The sequence below is a fragment of the Gilvimarinus japonicus genome (assembly GCF_042847215.1).
Taxonomy (GTDB): Bacteria; Pseudomonadota; Gammaproteobacteria; order Pseudomonadales; family Cellvibrionaceae; genus Gilvimarinus; species Gilvimarinus japonicus.
Genome location: NZ_AP031500.1, coordinates 2,222,754 through 2,238,592, shown reverse-complemented (window position 1 = coordinate 2,238,592; position 15,839 = coordinate 2,222,754). Strand labels below are relative to the sequence as shown.

General features: G+C 53.3%; 14 protein-coding genes and 2 tRNA genes. 14 read left to right on the top strand and 2 right to left on the bottom strand.

Translation table 11 applies throughout. The features are described from left to right. Nucleotides 1-4: 4 nt before the first annotated feature. The 6 genes from ccmC to ACGHAD_RS09560 all read left to right on the top strand — a co-directional run bounded on the left by ccmC (nucleotide 5) and on the right by ACGHAD_RS09560 (nucleotide 4,642). Nucleotides 5-784 carry a heme ABC transporter permease CcmC gene (ccmC, locus tag ACGHAD_RS09585; RefSeq protein WP_382415400.1) on the top strand — a complete coding sequence of 260 codons (780 nt, stop codon included), beginning with the start codon at nucleotides 5-7 and terminating at the stop codon, nucleotides 782-784. Beyond that, entirely contained in the window at nucleotides 781-1,002 is a 222-nt protein-coding gene (ccmD, locus tag ACGHAD_RS09580; RefSeq protein ID WP_382415402.1) for a heme exporter protein CcmD, read from the top strand. Before ccmC ends, ccmD begins: the two co-directional genes overlap by 4 nt. Before the next feature lie 12 nt (nucleotides 1,003-1,014). Beyond that, on the top strand, nucleotides 1,015-1,479 hold the full coding sequence (ccmE, locus tag ACGHAD_RS09575; protein ID WP_339615083.1) for a cytochrome c maturation protein CcmE: 465 nt from the start codon (nucleotides 1,015-1,017) through the stop codon (nucleotides 1,477-1,479). Then, entirely contained in the window at nucleotides 1,469-3,448 is a 1,980-nt protein-coding gene (locus ACGHAD_RS09570; protein ID WP_382415404.1) for a heme lyase CcmF/NrfE family subunit, read from the top strand. The genes ccmE and ACGHAD_RS09570 overlap by 11 nt, the downstream gene beginning before the upstream one ends. After that, complete coding sequence (locus ACGHAD_RS09565; RefSeq protein WP_339615085.1) at nucleotides 3,448-3,981, top strand: DsbE family thiol:disulfide interchange protein; 534 nt, start codon at nucleotides 3,448-3,450, stop codon at nucleotides 3,979-3,981. The genes ACGHAD_RS09570 and ACGHAD_RS09565 overlap by 1 nt, the downstream gene beginning before the upstream one ends. Nucleotides 3,982-4,186: 205 nt before the next feature. Further along, nucleotides 4,187-4,642 carry a hypothetical protein gene (locus ACGHAD_RS09560; RefSeq protein ID WP_382415406.1) on the top strand — a complete coding sequence of 152 codons (456 nt, stop codon included), beginning with the start codon at nucleotides 4,187-4,189 and terminating at the stop codon, nucleotides 4,640-4,642. 395 nt (nucleotides 4,643-5,037) lie between these two features. Here ACGHAD_RS09560 and ACGHAD_RS09555 read toward each other — a convergent pair. Further along, nucleotides 5,038-5,114 (bottom strand) — tRNA-Asp (locus tag ACGHAD_RS09555). Between the two features lie 30 nt (nucleotides 5,115-5,144). Continuing rightward, nucleotides 5,145-5,220 (bottom strand) — tRNA-Val (locus ACGHAD_RS09550). A gap of 170 nt (nucleotides 5,221-5,390) precedes the next feature. Here ACGHAD_RS09550 and ACGHAD_RS09545 point away from each other — a divergent pair. From ACGHAD_RS09545 to ACGHAD_RS09510, 8 genes are all read left to right on the top strand, one after another. Next, a complete protein-coding gene (locus ACGHAD_RS09545) occupies nucleotides 5,391-5,873 on the top strand; it encodes a cytochrome c-type biogenesis protein CcmH (RefSeq protein WP_382415408.1) in 483 nt (160 codons plus the stop codon). After that, nucleotides 5,866-7,158, top strand: coding sequence for a c-type cytochrome biogenesis protein CcmI (gene ccmI, locus ACGHAD_RS09540; RefSeq protein ID WP_382415410.1), 1,293 nt, complete (start codon nucleotides 5,866-5,868; stop codon nucleotides 7,156-7,158). The genes ACGHAD_RS09545 and ccmI overlap by 8 nt, the downstream gene beginning before the upstream one ends. A gap of 268 nt (nucleotides 7,159-7,426) precedes the next feature. Next, on the top strand, nucleotides 7,427-10,936 hold the full coding sequence (gene smc / locus ACGHAD_RS09535) for a chromosome segregation protein SMC (protein ID WP_382415412.1): 3,510 nt from the start codon (nucleotides 7,427-7,429) through the stop codon (nucleotides 10,934-10,936). Between the two features lie 64 nt (nucleotides 10,937-11,000). Beyond that, nucleotides 11,001-11,951 (top strand): cell division protein ZipA, encoded by a 951-nt coding sequence (zipA, locus tag ACGHAD_RS09530; RefSeq protein ID WP_382415415.1) that lies wholly within the window; start codon nucleotides 11,001-11,003, stop codon nucleotides 11,949-11,951. A gap of 45 nt (nucleotides 11,952-11,996) precedes the next feature. After that, nucleotides 11,997-14,039, top strand: a complete 2,043-nt coding sequence (gene ligA, locus ACGHAD_RS09525; RefSeq protein WP_382415417.1) for an NAD-dependent DNA ligase LigA — start codon at nucleotides 11,997-11,999, stop codon at nucleotides 14,037-14,039. A gap of 63 nt (nucleotides 14,040-14,102) precedes the next feature. After that, entirely contained in the window at nucleotides 14,103-14,528 is a 426-nt protein-coding gene (locus ACGHAD_RS09520) for a hypothetical protein (RefSeq protein WP_382415419.1), read from the top strand. Between the two features lie 36 nt (nucleotides 14,529-14,564). Continuing rightward, the gene (gene hemB, locus ACGHAD_RS09515; protein WP_382415421.1) at nucleotides 14,565-15,545 is read left to right on the top strand and encodes a porphobilinogen synthase; all 981 of its coding nucleotides are present in this window, start codon (nucleotides 14,565-14,567) and stop codon (nucleotides 15,543-15,545) included. Continuing rightward, nucleotides 15,538-15,834, top strand: coding sequence for a DUF3012 domain-containing protein (locus ACGHAD_RS09510; protein ID WP_382415423.1), 297 nt, complete (start codon nucleotides 15,538-15,540; stop codon nucleotides 15,832-15,834). Before hemB ends, ACGHAD_RS09510 begins: the two co-directional genes overlap by 8 nt. The last annotated feature ends 5 nt before the right edge of the window (nucleotides 15,835-15,839 follow it).

The following is a 15,839-nucleotide window of genomic DNA, read 5'->3' as shown; positions in this document are numbered from 1 at the left end:
ACACTTGGCTTGGCAATGGTTTCATCGACTCGGTTCACCCCGCTGGTTTTATGAAAAAACCAGTCGTTGGTTGGTTTGGTTTGCGCCTCTGACAATTTTACTGATGCTACTGGGTATTGGTTGGGGGCTTGGATTTGCTCCAATCGACAGCAAGCAGGGCGATAGTTACCGCATCATCTTTATCCATATGCCGGCCGCGGCACTGGCGTTGGCTGGTTACTATATTATGGCCATCGCTGGGGCGGTCGGGCTGATTTGGAAAATGAAGCTGCCCTTTATGGTGATGAAGTCTGCCGCACCTATTGGTGCGGCGCTCACAATTTTAACGCTCGCTACCGGTTCGCTCTGGGGGCACCCGACTTGGGGGACATTCTGGGAGTGGGACGCACGCAATATTTTTATGCTGGTATTACTGTTTTTGTACGCCGGCATCGTTGTACTGGCCGAGGTGTACCCCAGCCGTGATGCGGCCGATAAAGCCTGTGCCATTCTGGCGTTGGTAGGCACAATCAACGTGCCCATTATTTATAAGTCCGTCGATTGGTGGTACAGCTTACATCAGCCCGCCAGCATCAAGCTTACCGGCGGCTCTTCTATTCATGCGAGCATGCTTTATCCGTTGCTTCTGTGTATTTTGGCGTATTACTGCTTTTATACCTTGGCGCTTATTTTATACACTCGCCGCGAAATTCTGGTGCGCGAAGCTCGCACTACTTGGGTCGTGCAGCTGGCTCAAGCCCGGCTCGCGCGAGGCAAGGGCCGCCCAGCCGAGGACGCGCTATGATTGAGTTCAGATTTTCGTCGTTAACCGATTTTTTACAAATGGGTGGTCACGGCATTTACGTATGGTCGTGCGCAGCTATTGCGCTGGTTATTCTGACCGTACTGCTGGTATACCCCATTATTACCGCTCGCTCACAGTTGGTGCGTATTCAACGCCAGCAAGCGATGCAAAAAATGCAACAAGAGCGACATCAGCACGCGCGCTCCAGCGGCCCATAACCGGACACTTTTATGCATCCAGCTAGAAAACAGCGTTTAATCATCGTTATCGCCATAGTCGTTTTATCCAGTATTGCCGTGGGTTTGCTGGTGTACGCACTGCGACAAAACATTAATTTGTTTTACCCGCCTAAAGCGTTTAGTGCCGATGAGGTGCCACGCGATGTGCGCTTGCGCGCGGGAGGCTGTGTAAGCCCGGGTACGGTTGTGCGCAGTGACGACTCGCTGCACGTAGAGTTTACGTTGGTCGACCCCAACGGCGCCTTAAAGGTTAATTATGACGGTATTTTGCCCGACTTATTTGCCGAGGGTGAGGCCGCAGTGGTCAACGGTCTGTGGCGCGACGACGATATATTCTATGCCGATCAGGTGCTCGCAAAACACGATGAAAACTACATGCCACCGGAGGTTGCCGAGGCCATGAATAACGGCGAAAAGCATGAGGCGACTTGCGAGGAAATGTCTTATGGTTCCTGAGTTTGGCCACTTTGTATTGATCTTGGCGCTGTTGATCAGCGCCGCTTTGTTTGTCTTGCCTCTATTGGGGGCGCAAATTCGCTCTTTGCCGCTTATGCTATCGGCACGCTCGTTAGCGACGGGGCAGTTTGTATTAATCGCTATCGCTTTTGGCTGCTTAACGTGGGCTTTTGTTCACGATGACTTTTCGGTCGCTTATGTGGTCAATCACTCCAACAGCTTAATGCCGGTTTACTACAAAATCAGCGCGGTATGGGGTGGTCACGAAGGTTCGCTGCTGCTATGGATTTTGATGCTGTCGGGCTGGACGTTCGCCATTACTATTTTCAGCAAGGCGTTGCCGATCGATCTGCAATCGCGAGTGCTCGCGGTGATGGGGTTTATTGCCACCGGCTTTTTGATGTTCATCTTGTTTACCTCTAACCCATTTGACCGTGTTTTACCTCTGGCGGCACTGGACGGCGCAGACTTAAATCCGCTGTTGCAAGACCCGGGGTTAATTTTTCACCCGCCGCTGCTATACATGGGTTACGTCGGCTTTAGTACGGTATTTGCTTTCGCTATTGCCGCATTGCTGACCGGTAAGCTCGATAGTGCCTGGGCCCGTTGGTCGCGTCCCTGGGCAACGACAGCCTGGGCCTTTTTAACGATTGGTATCGCGCTGGGAAGTTGGTGGGCTTATTACGAGCTTGGCTGGGGCGGCTGGTGGTTTTGGGATCCGGTGGAAAATGCGTCCTTTATGCCTTGGTTGGTGGGCACGGCACTTATTCACTCGCTGGCCGTCACCGAAAAACGTGGGTTGTTTAAAAGCTGGACCATTTTGCTGGCTATTTTTGCCTTCTCATTAAGTTTGCTGGGGACATTTCTGGTTCGCTCCGGGGTGCTTACCTCTGTGCATGCGTTTGCCAACGATCCAGAGCGCGGCCTATTTATATTAGTCTTTTTGGCCGTTGTGGTTGGTGGTTCACTGTTGCTTTTTGCGTTGCGCGCGCCGGTGGTTAAAAGTGCCCCCGGCTTTAAATTTTTGTCCCGTGAAACATTGCTGTTGGCCAATAATGCATTGCTTGTGATTAGTATGGTTACGGTGTTGTTTGGCACGTTGTTTCCGTTAGTGGCCGATGCGCTCAAGCTGGGTAAATATTCGGTAGGCGCACCTTATTTTAATGTAACGTTTTTACCTTTTATGGTCATCATCTGTCTATTGATGGGCATTGCTCCGGCGAGTCGCTGGAAGCGCACCGAGGCTAGTGCGGTTCGCCGTACTGTAACTGCGCCACTGGCGCTGTCGGTGGTGCTAGCGCTTATTGTTCCGTGGTTGCTGGGCGACTTTGCCCTTAGCATGGTTTTGGCGACATGGTTGGGCAGTTGGGTTGCATTAACCACGCTAAAAGATGTGTGGTTAAAAAGTGCCAATAAAAATGGCCGGGCTAAAGGGTTGCAGCAGCTTAGCCTTAGTTACTATGGCATGGTGGTCGCGCACTTAGGTATCGCGTTGGCCGTGCTTGGGGTTTGTTTTACCAGCCATTACAGCGATGAGCAAAAACTGCGGATGGACGTAGGCAAGCCGGTCGAAGTGGCGGGCTATCAATTTACGTTGGAGCAGCTAGATAAAGTGCGGGGCCCCAACTACGTAGCCGACCAGGCGACCGTGAGCATGAAAAAGGATGGCCACCTATTACGCACTTTAAAACCACAAAAACGCCGCTACCTTGCCAGTGGTCAGATGATGACCGAGGTGGCGATTGACCCGGGCTTTACTCGCGATGTGTATGTCGCCATGGGCGATAATATTGATGCCGACAGTTGGGCAATGCGCGTGCACTACAAAGCGTTTGTACGCTGGATTTGGTTGGCGGCGCTAATGATGGCCGCCGGTGGCGTTATGGCGATTGTCGATAAGCGTTATCGCAAACGCGCCACGATACACAAAGCCAGTGCGGCACCAAGTGCCGTGGGGGAGGGGGCTTAATGGGCCGGTTTAAATTATTTGTTCCGTTAATCGTTCTGCTTATTTTGCTGCCGTTGTTTTACGTTGGTTTGTCACTTGATCCGAGCGCTATGCCTTCAGCGCTCATCGGTAACCCAGTGCCCGACTTTGAGCTGACCACTTTGGAAGATGAAAGCCGCACCGTAACGGCTAAGCAGCTACGGGGTGAGGTTTTACTGCTTAATGTTTGGGCGACTTGGTGTTTTGCCTGTAAGGCCGAGCACCCATACCTTGTGCGCCTGGCCGAGCAAGAGGGCGTCAAGATTATTGGTATTAACTACAAAGATGAAAGAGCGCCCGCGCAAAAGTGGCTGAAAGATTTGCACAACCCTTACGAGTATAGTTTGTTCGATAACGAAGGTCGGTTAGGTTTGGACTTAGGTGTGACCGGCGCGCCGGAAACCTATGTTATCGACCGTGAAGGGGTTGTACGGTACCGCCATATTGGTGTTGTTGATGAGCGAGTTTGGCAAGAAACGCTTAAACCGTTATATCAATCGCTCAGCAAAAATTAATCGGGCTTGCTGGTACTGTGACGTAAGAGTGTCGTGTTTTTCGTAAAATGTAACAGAACCGGCTGTCACGGCTCGGTGTATCAAATTTGTAAGTTATGCTTCTTGGGTTGGATGTTTTGAGTTATTGATTATGGCTTTCGAGTAACACGCGTTTTAAAGCGTTGCGCTTAAAGTGGTTAGCTTCGGCTAGGAAACTTTATTTTATATGAGCGTCAATAAGGAACGAATTTACAAGCTTATAAAAGTCTTCTACTTTGCGTTAATCCCGCTCACACTAATGATAGGTGTTTATTGTGAGAGCAAGCCTACTGATATGGTTGCCGGCGAGGTGACCATATCGCTAGCTCTTTCATTTCTTCCTACTACGATAGGTTTTCTGGGGGCTTACTTTATTAGGCCTGGAGGCAATGTTAAAAAAGCTCTTTGGGGCGCTTTTTTGCTGCACTACATCATAAGCTACCTGTGTTTTATCTTGATGCTCTGGATGTTTGTTTTTTCTGAAAGTAGCCCCTACGATCAAATGACGGCAGCTGGTATGTCACTTCTTGTGACTTATGCTCTTTTTTACAACTCTTTGATTGTTTTACTTGTGACTTTCTTCGGGTGCTGGTTTTATTGCCTGATTAGTCATGCTTTGCGTCACCGGAGGGGGCATCGTTGACGGTAAAGGCTTGTGGAAAAGGCCTGTAAGAGATGTTGGGTCGTGAGGTATACAGGTAATACGGCTAAGAGGTGCCGCTTTTGACCCCTGCGACTGAGTCGAGTGGAGGCCTATTTGGGGTAAGAGATCAAGCTCAGTATTATCAGAAGTTTTGAATAGACATAAAAAAGGCCCCACATAATGTGGAGCCTTTTTTAAATAGTGGCGGACCGGACGGGAAACATGGCCGCCGTCCAGGCGTCCACCCTACGGGCAGCGCCTTCGCGCTGTGCCAATTCGCTCCCGGCGAATTGGTCGAACACCGCTTCGCGGCTTCATCGTCCCGTCCGGCGAACATGGACATATTTAGCAGACATAAAAAAAGGCCCCACATAATGTGGAGCCTTTTTAAATAGTGGCGGACCGGACGGGACTCGAACCCGCGACCTCCGGCGTGACAGGCCGGCATTCTAACCAACTGAACTACCGGTCCGCAAAACTTAACCCGGTACAAACTGTTAAGTGGTGGGTGGTACAGGGATCGAACCTGTGACCCTCGCCTTGTAAGGGCGATGCTCTCCCAGCTGAGCTAACCACCCGCGTTCAGAAGGTGCGTATTCTAATGATTCGCGCGCTGACGTCAACCACTTTTTTTGAATTGTTACACTTTTTTTATGCGCTTAAAAAGCGGGCCCGATACACGGCTGTATACTCGCATACAATGCGGTGGGTCGGTATACTCGCTTAAACACGAATAAGGTCATTAAAGATGCACAAACTGTTGATTCCTTTACTGATATTTTTTGCTTCCGTGTGTTCCGCAGAGGCCATATACCAGTTTGATAGTGAGGTCGATGAGTCCCGCTTCAACGCCTTCATTAACGAGATGCGCTGCCCCACATGCCAGAGTCAAAACCTTGCTGGTTCCGATTCGATGATTGCGCAAGATTTACGTCGCGACATTTACGAGCAAATCCAGGATGGGCGCAGTGACAAAGAAATTACGGACAACATGGTTGCTCGTTACGGTGACTATATCCTCTACCGGCCGCCACTGACTGGGGCGACGTTAGTGCTGTGGGCGGCGCCCATAGTACTGCTGATTATTGCCATTGTTGCCATTATTTTGCTGGTGCGTAAGCGCCGCGCTGAACAGCTCGAGCAGCCGCTGGATTCGCGCGAGCAAGCGAAGCTCGATCAGCTACTAAAATCATCAGCGACAGGCAAGCCTCAGGAGCAGCCCCATGAGTGAGTTTATGTTGGCTGCAGCGGCAGCGGTGTTGTTTGTTGTTGTGGTATTTATTTGGCCCGCCTGGCGGGCAAGGCGCCTGGCGGGTGCGAGTGGCGAGGCGGTTCAGGCGGGTGATCAACGCACGGATGAGAATTTAGCCCTGTACCGCGAGCACGTAGCGGAGCTGGAGAGTGAGTTGCGGCTAGGGCGCATCGACCAAGCGCAGTACGATCGCCTGACCGCTGAGCTGCAGCGCAATTTTTTGGCTGATCAGGGGGTTGACTCCGAGCGGCCGCTTAATCGCCGTGGGGGCAGTATTCTGGTGGTGAGTTTGCTGCTGCTGGTGATGGCGAGTGTCTGGATGTACCTTAGTCGCGGCTCTAGTGGCGACGTGCTCTTCTCGCAAATGCAGCAAGAGCTTGAGCGCGACAATATGGCGTTGATGCAAGCCGGCCAAGCGCCCGATCCCGAGCGTACCCGCGAACTACTAGAAGCGATAGAAGCGCGCCTGGTTAACCACCCAGAAAACACTCAATACTGGTATTTGCTAGGCCGCTATGGCAGCCAAATTGGCGATTTTGATGCCGCTGAACGGGGCTTTCGCGAAGTCTATCAAAGCGCTCCGGCCGATGCGGGTAATGCCTCGGCACTTGCCCAGGCGATATTCTTAAATAATGGCAACCTGCTAAATGACGAGGTTGAATTTTTAGTGGCTCGCGCTTTAGAGGTTGACCCTAAAGATACCACGGCCTTAGGCCTTGCTGGCATTATTGCGTTTGAACAGCAGGAGTTTGCCGAAGCGGCCCGCCATTGGGGCGCAGCCGTCAAGCTAACACCCGAGGGTGCCCCAGGGCGACAAGCTCTGATGGCGGGGGTCGCGCGTGCGCTTAAAGAGGCCGAGCAACATGGTCAGTCGGTCGCAGGGGTAAAAAAATCTGGGCAAGCAGAGCCTGCGAGCGAGTCGAGCTGGTCGATTCCGGTGACTGTCTCTCTTGCGCCCGATCTGGAGCTACCCAAGGGCGGCACTCTGTTTTTGTATGCGCGAGAATATCAAGCGGGCCCAATGCCCCTAGTGGTTACTCGTCTGCCCGCAACACAGTTTCCTATGACTATTGTCTTGGATGAAACAATGGCCATGACAAGCACCGACCGGTTGTTTGCCAAAGGCCAAATCGAGATAGTGGCACGAGTGTCCCAAAGTGGGCAGGTGAGTGCCGCCCCTGGGGATCTCCAGGGGTTGCGTGGCCCGCTGGCGATTGACGAGCTGCCGGAGCCTCTGGAGATTACTATCGATACTCAGCTGTAGCGAAAGCCGCTCAGGGTGATTACTGCGCCATTTGCCTAAAGTTTGCACAGAGCTTTGGCGTGGCGCTAAAAATGCTCGCCCAATGCCCAAAAAGATTACGGTTTTGCTTGCGCGAAAGGTGTAAACGCAGGGGCAAATGTGTAGAATTCTCCGTTAAAATTCGGCTCGCTGCGGGTTCTGAGCGCCAGTGTACGGGTCAGCTCAATCTCTGAATGTCGCAAAGCTTCCAATACTCGCCCCGTGCGAAGATAACGAGTGACAAGGACCTATGCGGTTAAAATGTATTAAATTGGCGGGGTTTAAATCCTTCGTCGACCCAACAACCGTCAACTTTCCCAGCAACCTCGGCGCGGTCGTGGGCCCCAACGGCTGCGGAAAATCCAACATTATCGATGCTGTACGCTGGGTTATGGGTGAATCATCCGCCAAAAACCTGCGTGGCGAGTCGATGACGGACGTTATTTTTAACGGTTCGGGTGGCCGTAAGCCTGTTGGTCAGGCCTCCATCGAGCTGGTGTTCGACAACAGTGATGGCACCTTAGCTGGTGAGTACGCCGCCTTCACCGAAATATCCATCAAGCGTAAAGTTAGCCGCGATGGACAAAACAACTACTACCTCAATGGCGCTAAATGCCGCCGCCGCGATATTACCGACATCTTTTTAGGCACCGGCTTAGGGCCGCGCAGCTACGCCATCATCGAGCAGGGCATGATCTCGCGCTTAATTGAGGCCAAGCCCGAAGAGCTGCGGGTGTACATCGAAGAAGCCGCCGGTATTTCTAAGTACAAAGAGCGTCGCCGTGACACCGAAAACCGCATGCGTCGCACCACGGAGAACCTCGAGCGCTTAACCGACATTCGGGATGAACTAGAGCGCCAGCTGTCGCGCCTGGAGCGTCAGGCGCAAGCGGCCGAAAAATACACCGAGTTTAAAAAGCAAGAGCGTCAGCTTAAAGCACAAGTGCAAGCTATTAAGTACCGCGAGCTAGATCAACAAGCCAGTGGTAAACAACAGGCGATTCGCGAGCTGGAGCTACGCATGGAGTCGTTTGTGACCGAGCAGGTCAACAAAGACACTACCATTGAAAAATGCCGTACCCAGCACGCTGAGTTCAGTGACAAGTTTAACGAGGTTCAAGGCCGTTTTTACGCGATTGGCGCTGATATCGCCCGGGTTGAGCAGAGTATTAAACACGCTGAAGAGCGCAACCGGCAACTGCAAGCCGACATCGAACGCACGGAGCGCGAGAGCAACGAAGCACAAGATCGTTTGCGGCTCGACACCGAGAAAGCCGAACAATGGCAGGAAGAGTTACTGGAAATTGAGCCAGAGCTGGAGCTGGTACAGGCCGCCGAGGAATCGTCCGGGGACTTGCTGGCCGAGGCCGAGGAGCAAATGCAGGCCTGGCAGGGTGAGTGGGACGACTTTAACCTGCGCGCGGCCGAGCCGCGCCAGCGGGCCGAGGTTCAGCAGTCACGAATTCAACACTTAGAGCAAGTGCAGCAGCGCTTGTTAAGCCGGGTAGAAAAGCTCAACGAGGAAAAGCGTGGCCTGGGTGACACCAGCGTCGATGACAGTGAGATCGAGCAGCTGCGCGAGCAGTTGGCCGAGCTTGAAATGCTGATGGACGAGCAGCGCGAGCGAGTAGAGAGCTACGCCGACCAGCTTGAGCAATTGCGCACTGACGGCCAACGTTTTAGCGAAGAGCTCGACAGCAAGCGCAGCCAGCTGCAAAGTATGCGGGGCCGACACGCGTCACTCGACGCGCTGCAACAAGCCGCTTTGGGCGAAAAAAACAAAGCCGTTACCGGCTGGTTAGAGGCTCGCGGCTTAAGCGATGCACCGCGCTTAGCCGAGGACGTCAGCGTCACCGACGGTTGGGATAAAGCCCTTGAGACTGTGTTGGGCAATACTCTGCAAGCGGTGTGTGTCGATGGTATCGACGGTACCGCCGAGTTTATTGCCGAGCTGGCACAAGGCGAGCTGGTGTTGCTGGATCGCAAGGCGACAGCGGCCGCGAGCAGCGCAAACCATACGGCCTTAGCCAGTCATGTCTCTGCCAGCTGGGATGTCGCCGGTTTGCTGAGCGGTATTTACGTCGCCGATGATTTAACCGCAGCGCTGGCTATGCGCGAATCTTTAAAGGCCGGCGAGTCAGTGGTGACTCGTGATGGCGTATGGCTCAGTCAACACTGGCTAAAAGTCGCGCGTGATACCGATGCGAGTGCCGGTGTGATTGCCCGCCGGCAAGAGATCGAAGAGCTGGATGCGGCGATTGTCGAGGCGGAAACCGCCGTTGAACAGCTGGCCCAAGACTCGGCCGAAAATCGCGATCAATTAAAAATCGTCGAGAGCGACCGCGAGAGTGTGCGCCGCGAGCTGGACAGCCACAACGCGCGTCACAGTGAATTGCGCTCCAGCATCAGTGCCAAACAAGTGCAGCTCGAGCAGTTGGGTATGCGCAAAAGCCGTCTTGAGTCAGAGGTGCGTGAAGCCCGAGAGCAAATGGAGCAAGAGGCTGAGCAGCTCGCCGAGGCGCGGGTTATTTTAAGCGATGCCATTGGCGCCATGGAGCAAGACACCGATGAGCGCGAATCGCTGTTGGCGCGGCGCGACGAAATTCGCGGCAGGCTTGACGGGGCGCGGCAGAAAGCGCGGCACGACAAAGACAAAGCCCACGAACTGCAAATGCGCGCGGCGTCACTTAATACCCAAATTGACAGTATTAAACTCAACCTCGCCCGCCTGCGCGAGCAGACTGAGACGCTAACAGAGCGACGTGAGCAACTGGCCGAGTCCATGAGCGAAAACCGCGACCCGGCGGAAGAAAACAAGATGGAGTTAGAGTCGGCGCTGGCAAAACGCATTAACGTCGAAGAGGAGCTAAGCGAGTCTCGCCGGGCGTTAGAGGCGGTGGAGCACGATTTGCGTGAGGCCGAGCAATCGCGCAACAAAGCCGAGCAAGAGGTTCAGGCGGTACGCAGCCATTTAGAGCAAGAGCGTTTAGCCGCGCAAACCTTTGAGGTTCAGCGCAAGGGCTTGGCCGAGCAGCTCGCCGAAGACAGCTTTGATTTACAGACGTTGCTCGATAACCTGGAAGAGGGTGCCGAGCGCGCGCCGCTTGAGTCCGAGCTAGAGCAATTGGCCAACCGTATTAGTCGGTTGGGGGCCATTAACCTGGCCGCGATTGATGAGTACAAAACCGAGTCGGAGCGCAAAAATTATTTAGATGCGCAAAACGAAGATTTAAACGAAGCGCTCGAAACTCTGGAAAACGCTATCAAGAAAATCGATCGCGAAACCCGCACACGCTTTAAAGAAACGTTCGATCAGGTTAACGGCGGTTTACAAGAGTTGTTCCCCAAAGTGTTTGGTGGTGGGCACGCCTATTTAGAGCTCACCGGGGAAGACATGCTGGATACCGGCATCGCTATTATGGCGCGGCCACCGGGTAAACGTAACAGTACTATTCACTTGCTTAGTGGTGGTGAAAAAGCACTGACCGCGATTGCGTTGGTCTTCTCGATTTTCCGCCTTAATCCGGCACCGTTTTGTATGTTGGATGAGGTTGATGCGCCACTGGATGATGCCAACGTTGGCCGTTACGCGCGCATGGTGGAAGAGATGTCAGCTCAGGTGCAGTTTATTTACATCACCCACAACAAGATCGCCATGGAAATGGCTCATCAGCTGCTCGGTGTCACCATGCACGAGCCCGGTGTGTCGCGCTTGGTAACTGTGGATGTCGATGAAGCCGCCGAGCTTGCCGCCATTTAAACGCCGAGGCTAAATACCCCTCGGCTAAGAATTAACCAGACAGAGAACTCGTGGACAGAGAAATATGGAAACGTGGTTAACGATTATTGTCGTTTTATTAATTGTCGGAATCTTACTGGATGGCTGGCGCCGCATGCGCGCCTCGCGTCGCGACGCGATCCGCGTGTCGAAACGCGCAAAGCGTTTTGACAGTAGTGCAGAGCCGTTTGATGAACCTTTTACCAGCGAGCTTCCCAACGGCGGTGCTCGTGTTGCCTCGCGCGGCATGAACGACGAGTTTGAATCCGACGACTCGCATCAGGGCCAAAGCAAAAGTCGTATCCCGCAACAAGTTACGCTTAATTTAGATGAGTCTGTACCGATGCTTATGGAGTCGGTAGAGCAGAACTCAGCGCAACAAAACAAGCCAGAACAGACAAGCGAACCACAGTTTACTGCCGATGAAAGCCTAGGCGGTGATGACGGACGCGTTGAGCCAAGTTTTAGCGCCTTTGACGAAGCCGATGAGCCCGAAGTAGATCAGCCCTATGACGAGCCCCGTGTACAAGATCGCGGCGAGCCCGAAGCGCCGCCAGAGCAACCTGATGAAGTGGTTATTATCAATGTGATGGCACCCGAAGGACACCAGTTTGCGGGAAATGCACTGCTGGATGTTTTGTTGCAGTGCGGTATGCGCTTTGGCGACATGAATATTTTTCACCGCCACGCTCACGAAACCGGTGAGGGCCCGGTGCTGTTTAGCTTGGCCAATATGGTTAAACCCGGCGTGTTTGATTTAGAAAATATGGCCAGCTTTCATACCCCGGGAGTCAGTTTGTTTATGACGCTTCCGATGCGCCCTGATAGTTTAAAATCGTTTGATATTATGCGCGAGGTTGCTCAGGCACTGGCCGACAACTTAGGTGGCGAGCTAAAAGATGAAAACCGCAGCGTGATGACCCGCCAGACCATGGAGCATTGCCGCCAGCGTATTGCCGAGTACGAACGCAAACGTCTGTCCCGCGCAACCAGCTAACCCGAAAGCGATATTCGGCAACCGTTTGATCAGGTAGAGTTAACTTTGGCCCAGCAAAAATCTGATTCGGTAACCACCGAAATTAACCGGTTGCGTGACGAGATCAACCGGTTTAATTACCAGTATTACGTGCTTGACGATCCGACCGTACCGGACGCCGAGTACGACCGTTTGTTTAATCGGCTCAAATCGATTGAAGACGAGCATCCGAGTTTAATCACGCCCGACTCGCCAACCCAGCGGGTAGGGGGTGAGCCGCTCGCCTCTTTTAATACCGTCGCTCACGAAAAACCTATGTTGTCACTCGACAACAGTTTTGCCGATGCCGATTTAATCGCCTTTGATAAGCGTTTAAAAGATCGCCTCGGCCTGCAGAGCGATATCGAGTATGCCTGCGAGCCAAAGCTCGATGGCATCGCGATTAGTTTACTGTATGAAGACGGTTTGTTGGTGCGGGCCCTAACCCGTGGCGATGGCTTAAATGGTGAAGACATTACCGCCAATGTGCGCACCATTAAAACCGTGCCACTTAAGTTGTATGGCCATGATTTTCCGCAGCGCTTAGAAGTGCGCGGCGAAATTTTTATGCCCAAGGCAGGTTTTGCCGCCCTTAACGAGGCCGCACGAGTCGCCGGTGAAAAAGTTTTTGTAAACCCGCGCAATGCCGCCGCCGGTAGCTTGCGGCAACTGGACTCACGAATTACCGCCAAAAGGCCACTGCAGTTGTGCGCCTATGGTGTCGGCATTCACGAGGGGCAGGCGCTTCCAGAAAAGCATACCGATATTCTCTATCGTTTAAAGCGCTGGGGTTTTTCCCCCAACGATCAGTTGCAAACGGCCAGCTCAATTGCCCAGTGCATTGAATATCATCAAGCACTGGGCGAAAAACGCGAACGCTTGGCGTACGATATCGACGGTGTGGTTTTTAAGGTAAATGATATCGAGCGGCAAGAAGAGCTCGGGTTTGTCTCGCGGGCACCGCGCTGGGCAATTGCCTATAAGTTTCCGGCGCAAGAAGAAATGACCACCTTGGACGCGGTAGAGTTTCAGGTGGGGCGCACCGGCTCAATTACCCCTGTGGCCCGCTTGGCGCCGGTATTTGTCGGCGGGGTAACCGTATCTAACGCGACGTTGCACAATCGTGACGAGATTGCGCGCCTTGATGTGCGCATTGGTGATACCGTGATTGTGCGCAGGGCGGGGGATGTTATTCCTCAGGTTGTCGCGGTGGTGCAAGAGCGTCGCCCGCCCGATGCGGCCGAGATTGTGTTTCCCTCACAGTGCCCTATATGTGGCTCGTCGGCGGCCGAGGTGCCGGGCGAAGCGGCTATTCGCTGCGAGGGTGGTTTGATTTGCCCGGCACAGCGCAAAGAGGCGATTCGCCACTTCGCCTCGCGCAAGGCCATGGATGTCGATGGCTTGGGCGATAAGCTGGTAGAGCAGTTGGTGGATAAATCGCTTATTAGTACCGTTGCGGATCTATTTACGCTGAGCCGCGAGCAATTGTCGGGGCTAGAGCGAATGGGTGAAAAATCGGCTGACAATTTACTGGCGGCGTTAGCGGCCAGTAAAAAAACCAGTCTAGAGCGTTTTATTTACGCCCTGGGGATTCGTGAGGTCGGTGAAGCTACCGCGCGCAACTTAGCAAGCCACTTTGGTCAGTTAGATGCGCTAGCCGCGGCCGATGAGCAGACGCTGCAAACAGTCGACGATGTTGGCCCAGTGGTCGCGCATTTTATCCGCGACTTTTTTGTCGAGCATGAAAACACCGATATTATTAACCGCTTGCGCGAGCTGGGTGTTAATTGGCCTGAGCAAGAGGTGGCGGCCAACACCGACAAACCACAGCCTTTGGCCCAGCAAACTGTGGTTATCACCGGATCGCTCGAGAGTATGAGCCGCGATGAAGCTGGCGATAAGCTGCGTGCTCTGGGGGCCAAAGTTGCCGGCAGCGTTTCGAAAAAAACGAGTTTTATTGTTGCCGGCCCCGGCGCCGGGTCTAAGCTCAGCAAAGCCGAAGCACTCGGCGTTAAAATACTCGACGAAGACGCCTTACAAGCGCTTTTGTCCGAGCACGAGGGTGCCTAGCGATAAACAACACATTAACCACCGCGATAAATACCGTGCGCTCGCGCATTGATGGGTAGGGTTATGGATCAAGAGTCGATTGTCTACGGCTGCATTAAAGACAGTATTCAAGGCGTTGGCTACCGCGACCGAATACGCGCCAATCGCGAGGCAATGTTAACCCTGCCGCGCGCGGATAACTGGCCATTTTTGTGCCAAGAGATGTTTGCGATTCCGGCACTCGATGTTCTAACACGCAATTACCAGACCGAGGTGATGCACTTTGGCGCTTCTTATAAGGCCGTCGAATACGAATGGAATCAGTGGATTGAACAGTTTGAAGCGCTGCTAGGCAAAATGTACTGGGTCTCGGCAACGGTCCACTTAGAAACCGAGTTGTGTGGCACCCATACCTTTACCTGGGAAAGTAGCCGCAACTATCACACGCCGGGCTCTGGTGATATGTACGTCCAGTGTCAGTGGAGCCACGAGAGCTCGCTGGGACTTTAACTTAGACACTTACCCACGATATTGGCAGAAACCATTATGCAGACACCACAATTTCGCTTTCGCCGTTTGCGTCGCACCAGTGCCTTACGCCGTATGGTGCGTGAGACAGAGCTTACCTGCGCCGATTTTATCTTGCCGATCTTCGTCGAAGAGGGCATCGATGAGCCGGTCGCCATTGCCAGTATGCCGGGCGTGGTTCGCTATCCAGAGGCGCAGTTGGCAAGTGTCGTAAAGCGCGCAGCGGCCGCCGGCATTCCAGCGGTTTTATTGTTTGGTGTGTCGCAACACAAAGATGCGGTGGGCAGCGATACCTTTGCCGATGATGGCTTGTTAGCACGCATGATTAAAATCGCTAAAGCCGCCGCCCCCGAGATCACCGTTATTAGCGACAACTGTTTTTGCGAATACACCGATCACGGTCACTGTGGTGTGGTCGCCGATAATGACGTCGATAACGACGCAACCTTGGTTAATTTACAGCGTCAAGCACTGGTGTGTGCCCACGCGGGCGTCGATATGATTGCGCCGTCCGGCATGCAAGACGGCATGATTGCAGCGCTGCGCGAGGCGTTAGATGAGGCGGGGTTTGGCCACATCCCGATTATGTCTTATTCGACTAAATTTGCCTCGGCGTTTTACGGGCCGTTTCGCGATGCCGTTGATAGCACTTTTAAAGGCACTCGCAACACCTACCAAATGGACCCAGCCAATGCCCGTGAGGCGTTAGCGGAATCGCTGCAGGACGAAGCCGAAGGCGCCGATATTTTAATGGTAAAGCCAGCTTTGGCTTATCTCGATATCGTCCACCAAATCGCCGCTCACAGTGAGCGTCCGGTAGCGGTGTATCACGTCAGTGGTGAGTACGCCATGATTAAGGCGGGCGCCGCCGCCGGTGTGATTGATGAACAAGCCATTGTCATGGAAACCATGCTGTCGTTTAAACGCGCCGGAGCCGATTTGATTATTACCTATTACGCCGAGCAAATTGCCCACTGGCTGAGTGAACACCATGTCTAAATCGTTAATTATTTCTTTGATATCTATTGTGATTGGGGTTATCACCATCGCGGTCGGGCTTTATGTGTTAAGTGTCACCCCAGCGCCTGCGCCTGCACCAGGTGCCGCCGATCCTTTTGTGGTGATGCCTCAGGTAAAAACGCCACAAGCCTCGGAGGGTAACAGCGTACCCAGTGCGCCGGCCGAGCGTGGCTCTGAGCCCTGGTGTGAGCAAATGATGAATAAACCTGACGACAGCTGGGGCGATGCAGACGCCCGCTTGTTTGCTAAAAACTGCGTGTACGAATAACCCTT

Bases quoted from the DNA above. Each gene is read 5' to 3' on its own strand.
- ccmD (WP_382415402.1), top strand. From the start codon at position 781: ATGATTGAGTTCAGATTTTCGTCGTTAACCGATTTTTTACAAATGGGT.
- ccmE (WP_339615083.1), top strand. From the start codon at position 1,015: ATGCATCCAGCTAGAAAACAGCGTTTAATCATCGTTATCGCCATAGTC.
- ACGHAD_RS09570 (WP_382415404.1), top strand. From the start codon at position 1,469: ATGGTTCCTGAGTTTGGCCACTTTGTATTGATCTTGGCGCTGTTGATC.
- ACGHAD_RS09565 (WP_339615085.1), top strand. From the start codon at position 3,448: ATGGGCCGGTTTAAATTATTTGTTCCGTTAATCGTTCTGCTTATTTTG.
- ACGHAD_RS09560 (WP_382415406.1), top strand. From the start codon at position 4,187: ATGAGCGTCAATAAGGAACGAATTTACAAGCTTATAAAAGTCTTCTAC.
- ACGHAD_RS09545 (WP_382415408.1), top strand. From the start codon at position 5,391: ATGCACAAACTGTTGATTCCTTTACTGATATTTTTTGCTTCCGTGTGT.
- ccmI (WP_382415410.1), top strand. From the start codon at position 5,866: ATGAGTGAGTTTATGTTGGCTGCAGCGGCAGCGGTGTTGTTTGTTGTT.
- smc (WP_382415412.1), top strand. From the start codon at position 7,427: ATGCGGTTAAAATGTATTAAATTGGCGGGGTTTAAATCCTTCGTCGAC.
- zipA (WP_382415415.1), top strand. From the start codon at position 11,001: ATGGAAACGTGGTTAACGATTATTGTCGTTTTATTAATTGTCGGAATC.
- ACGHAD_RS09520 (WP_382415419.1), top strand. From the start codon at position 14,103: ATGGATCAAGAGTCGATTGTCTACGGCTGCATTAAAGACAGTATTCAA.
- hemB (WP_382415421.1), top strand. From the start codon at position 14,565: ATGCAGACACCACAATTTCGCTTTCGCCGTTTGCGTCGCACCAGTGCC.
- ACGHAD_RS09510 (WP_382415423.1), top strand. From the start codon at position 15,538: ATGTCTAAATCGTTAATTATTTCTTTGATATCTATTGTGATTGGGGTT.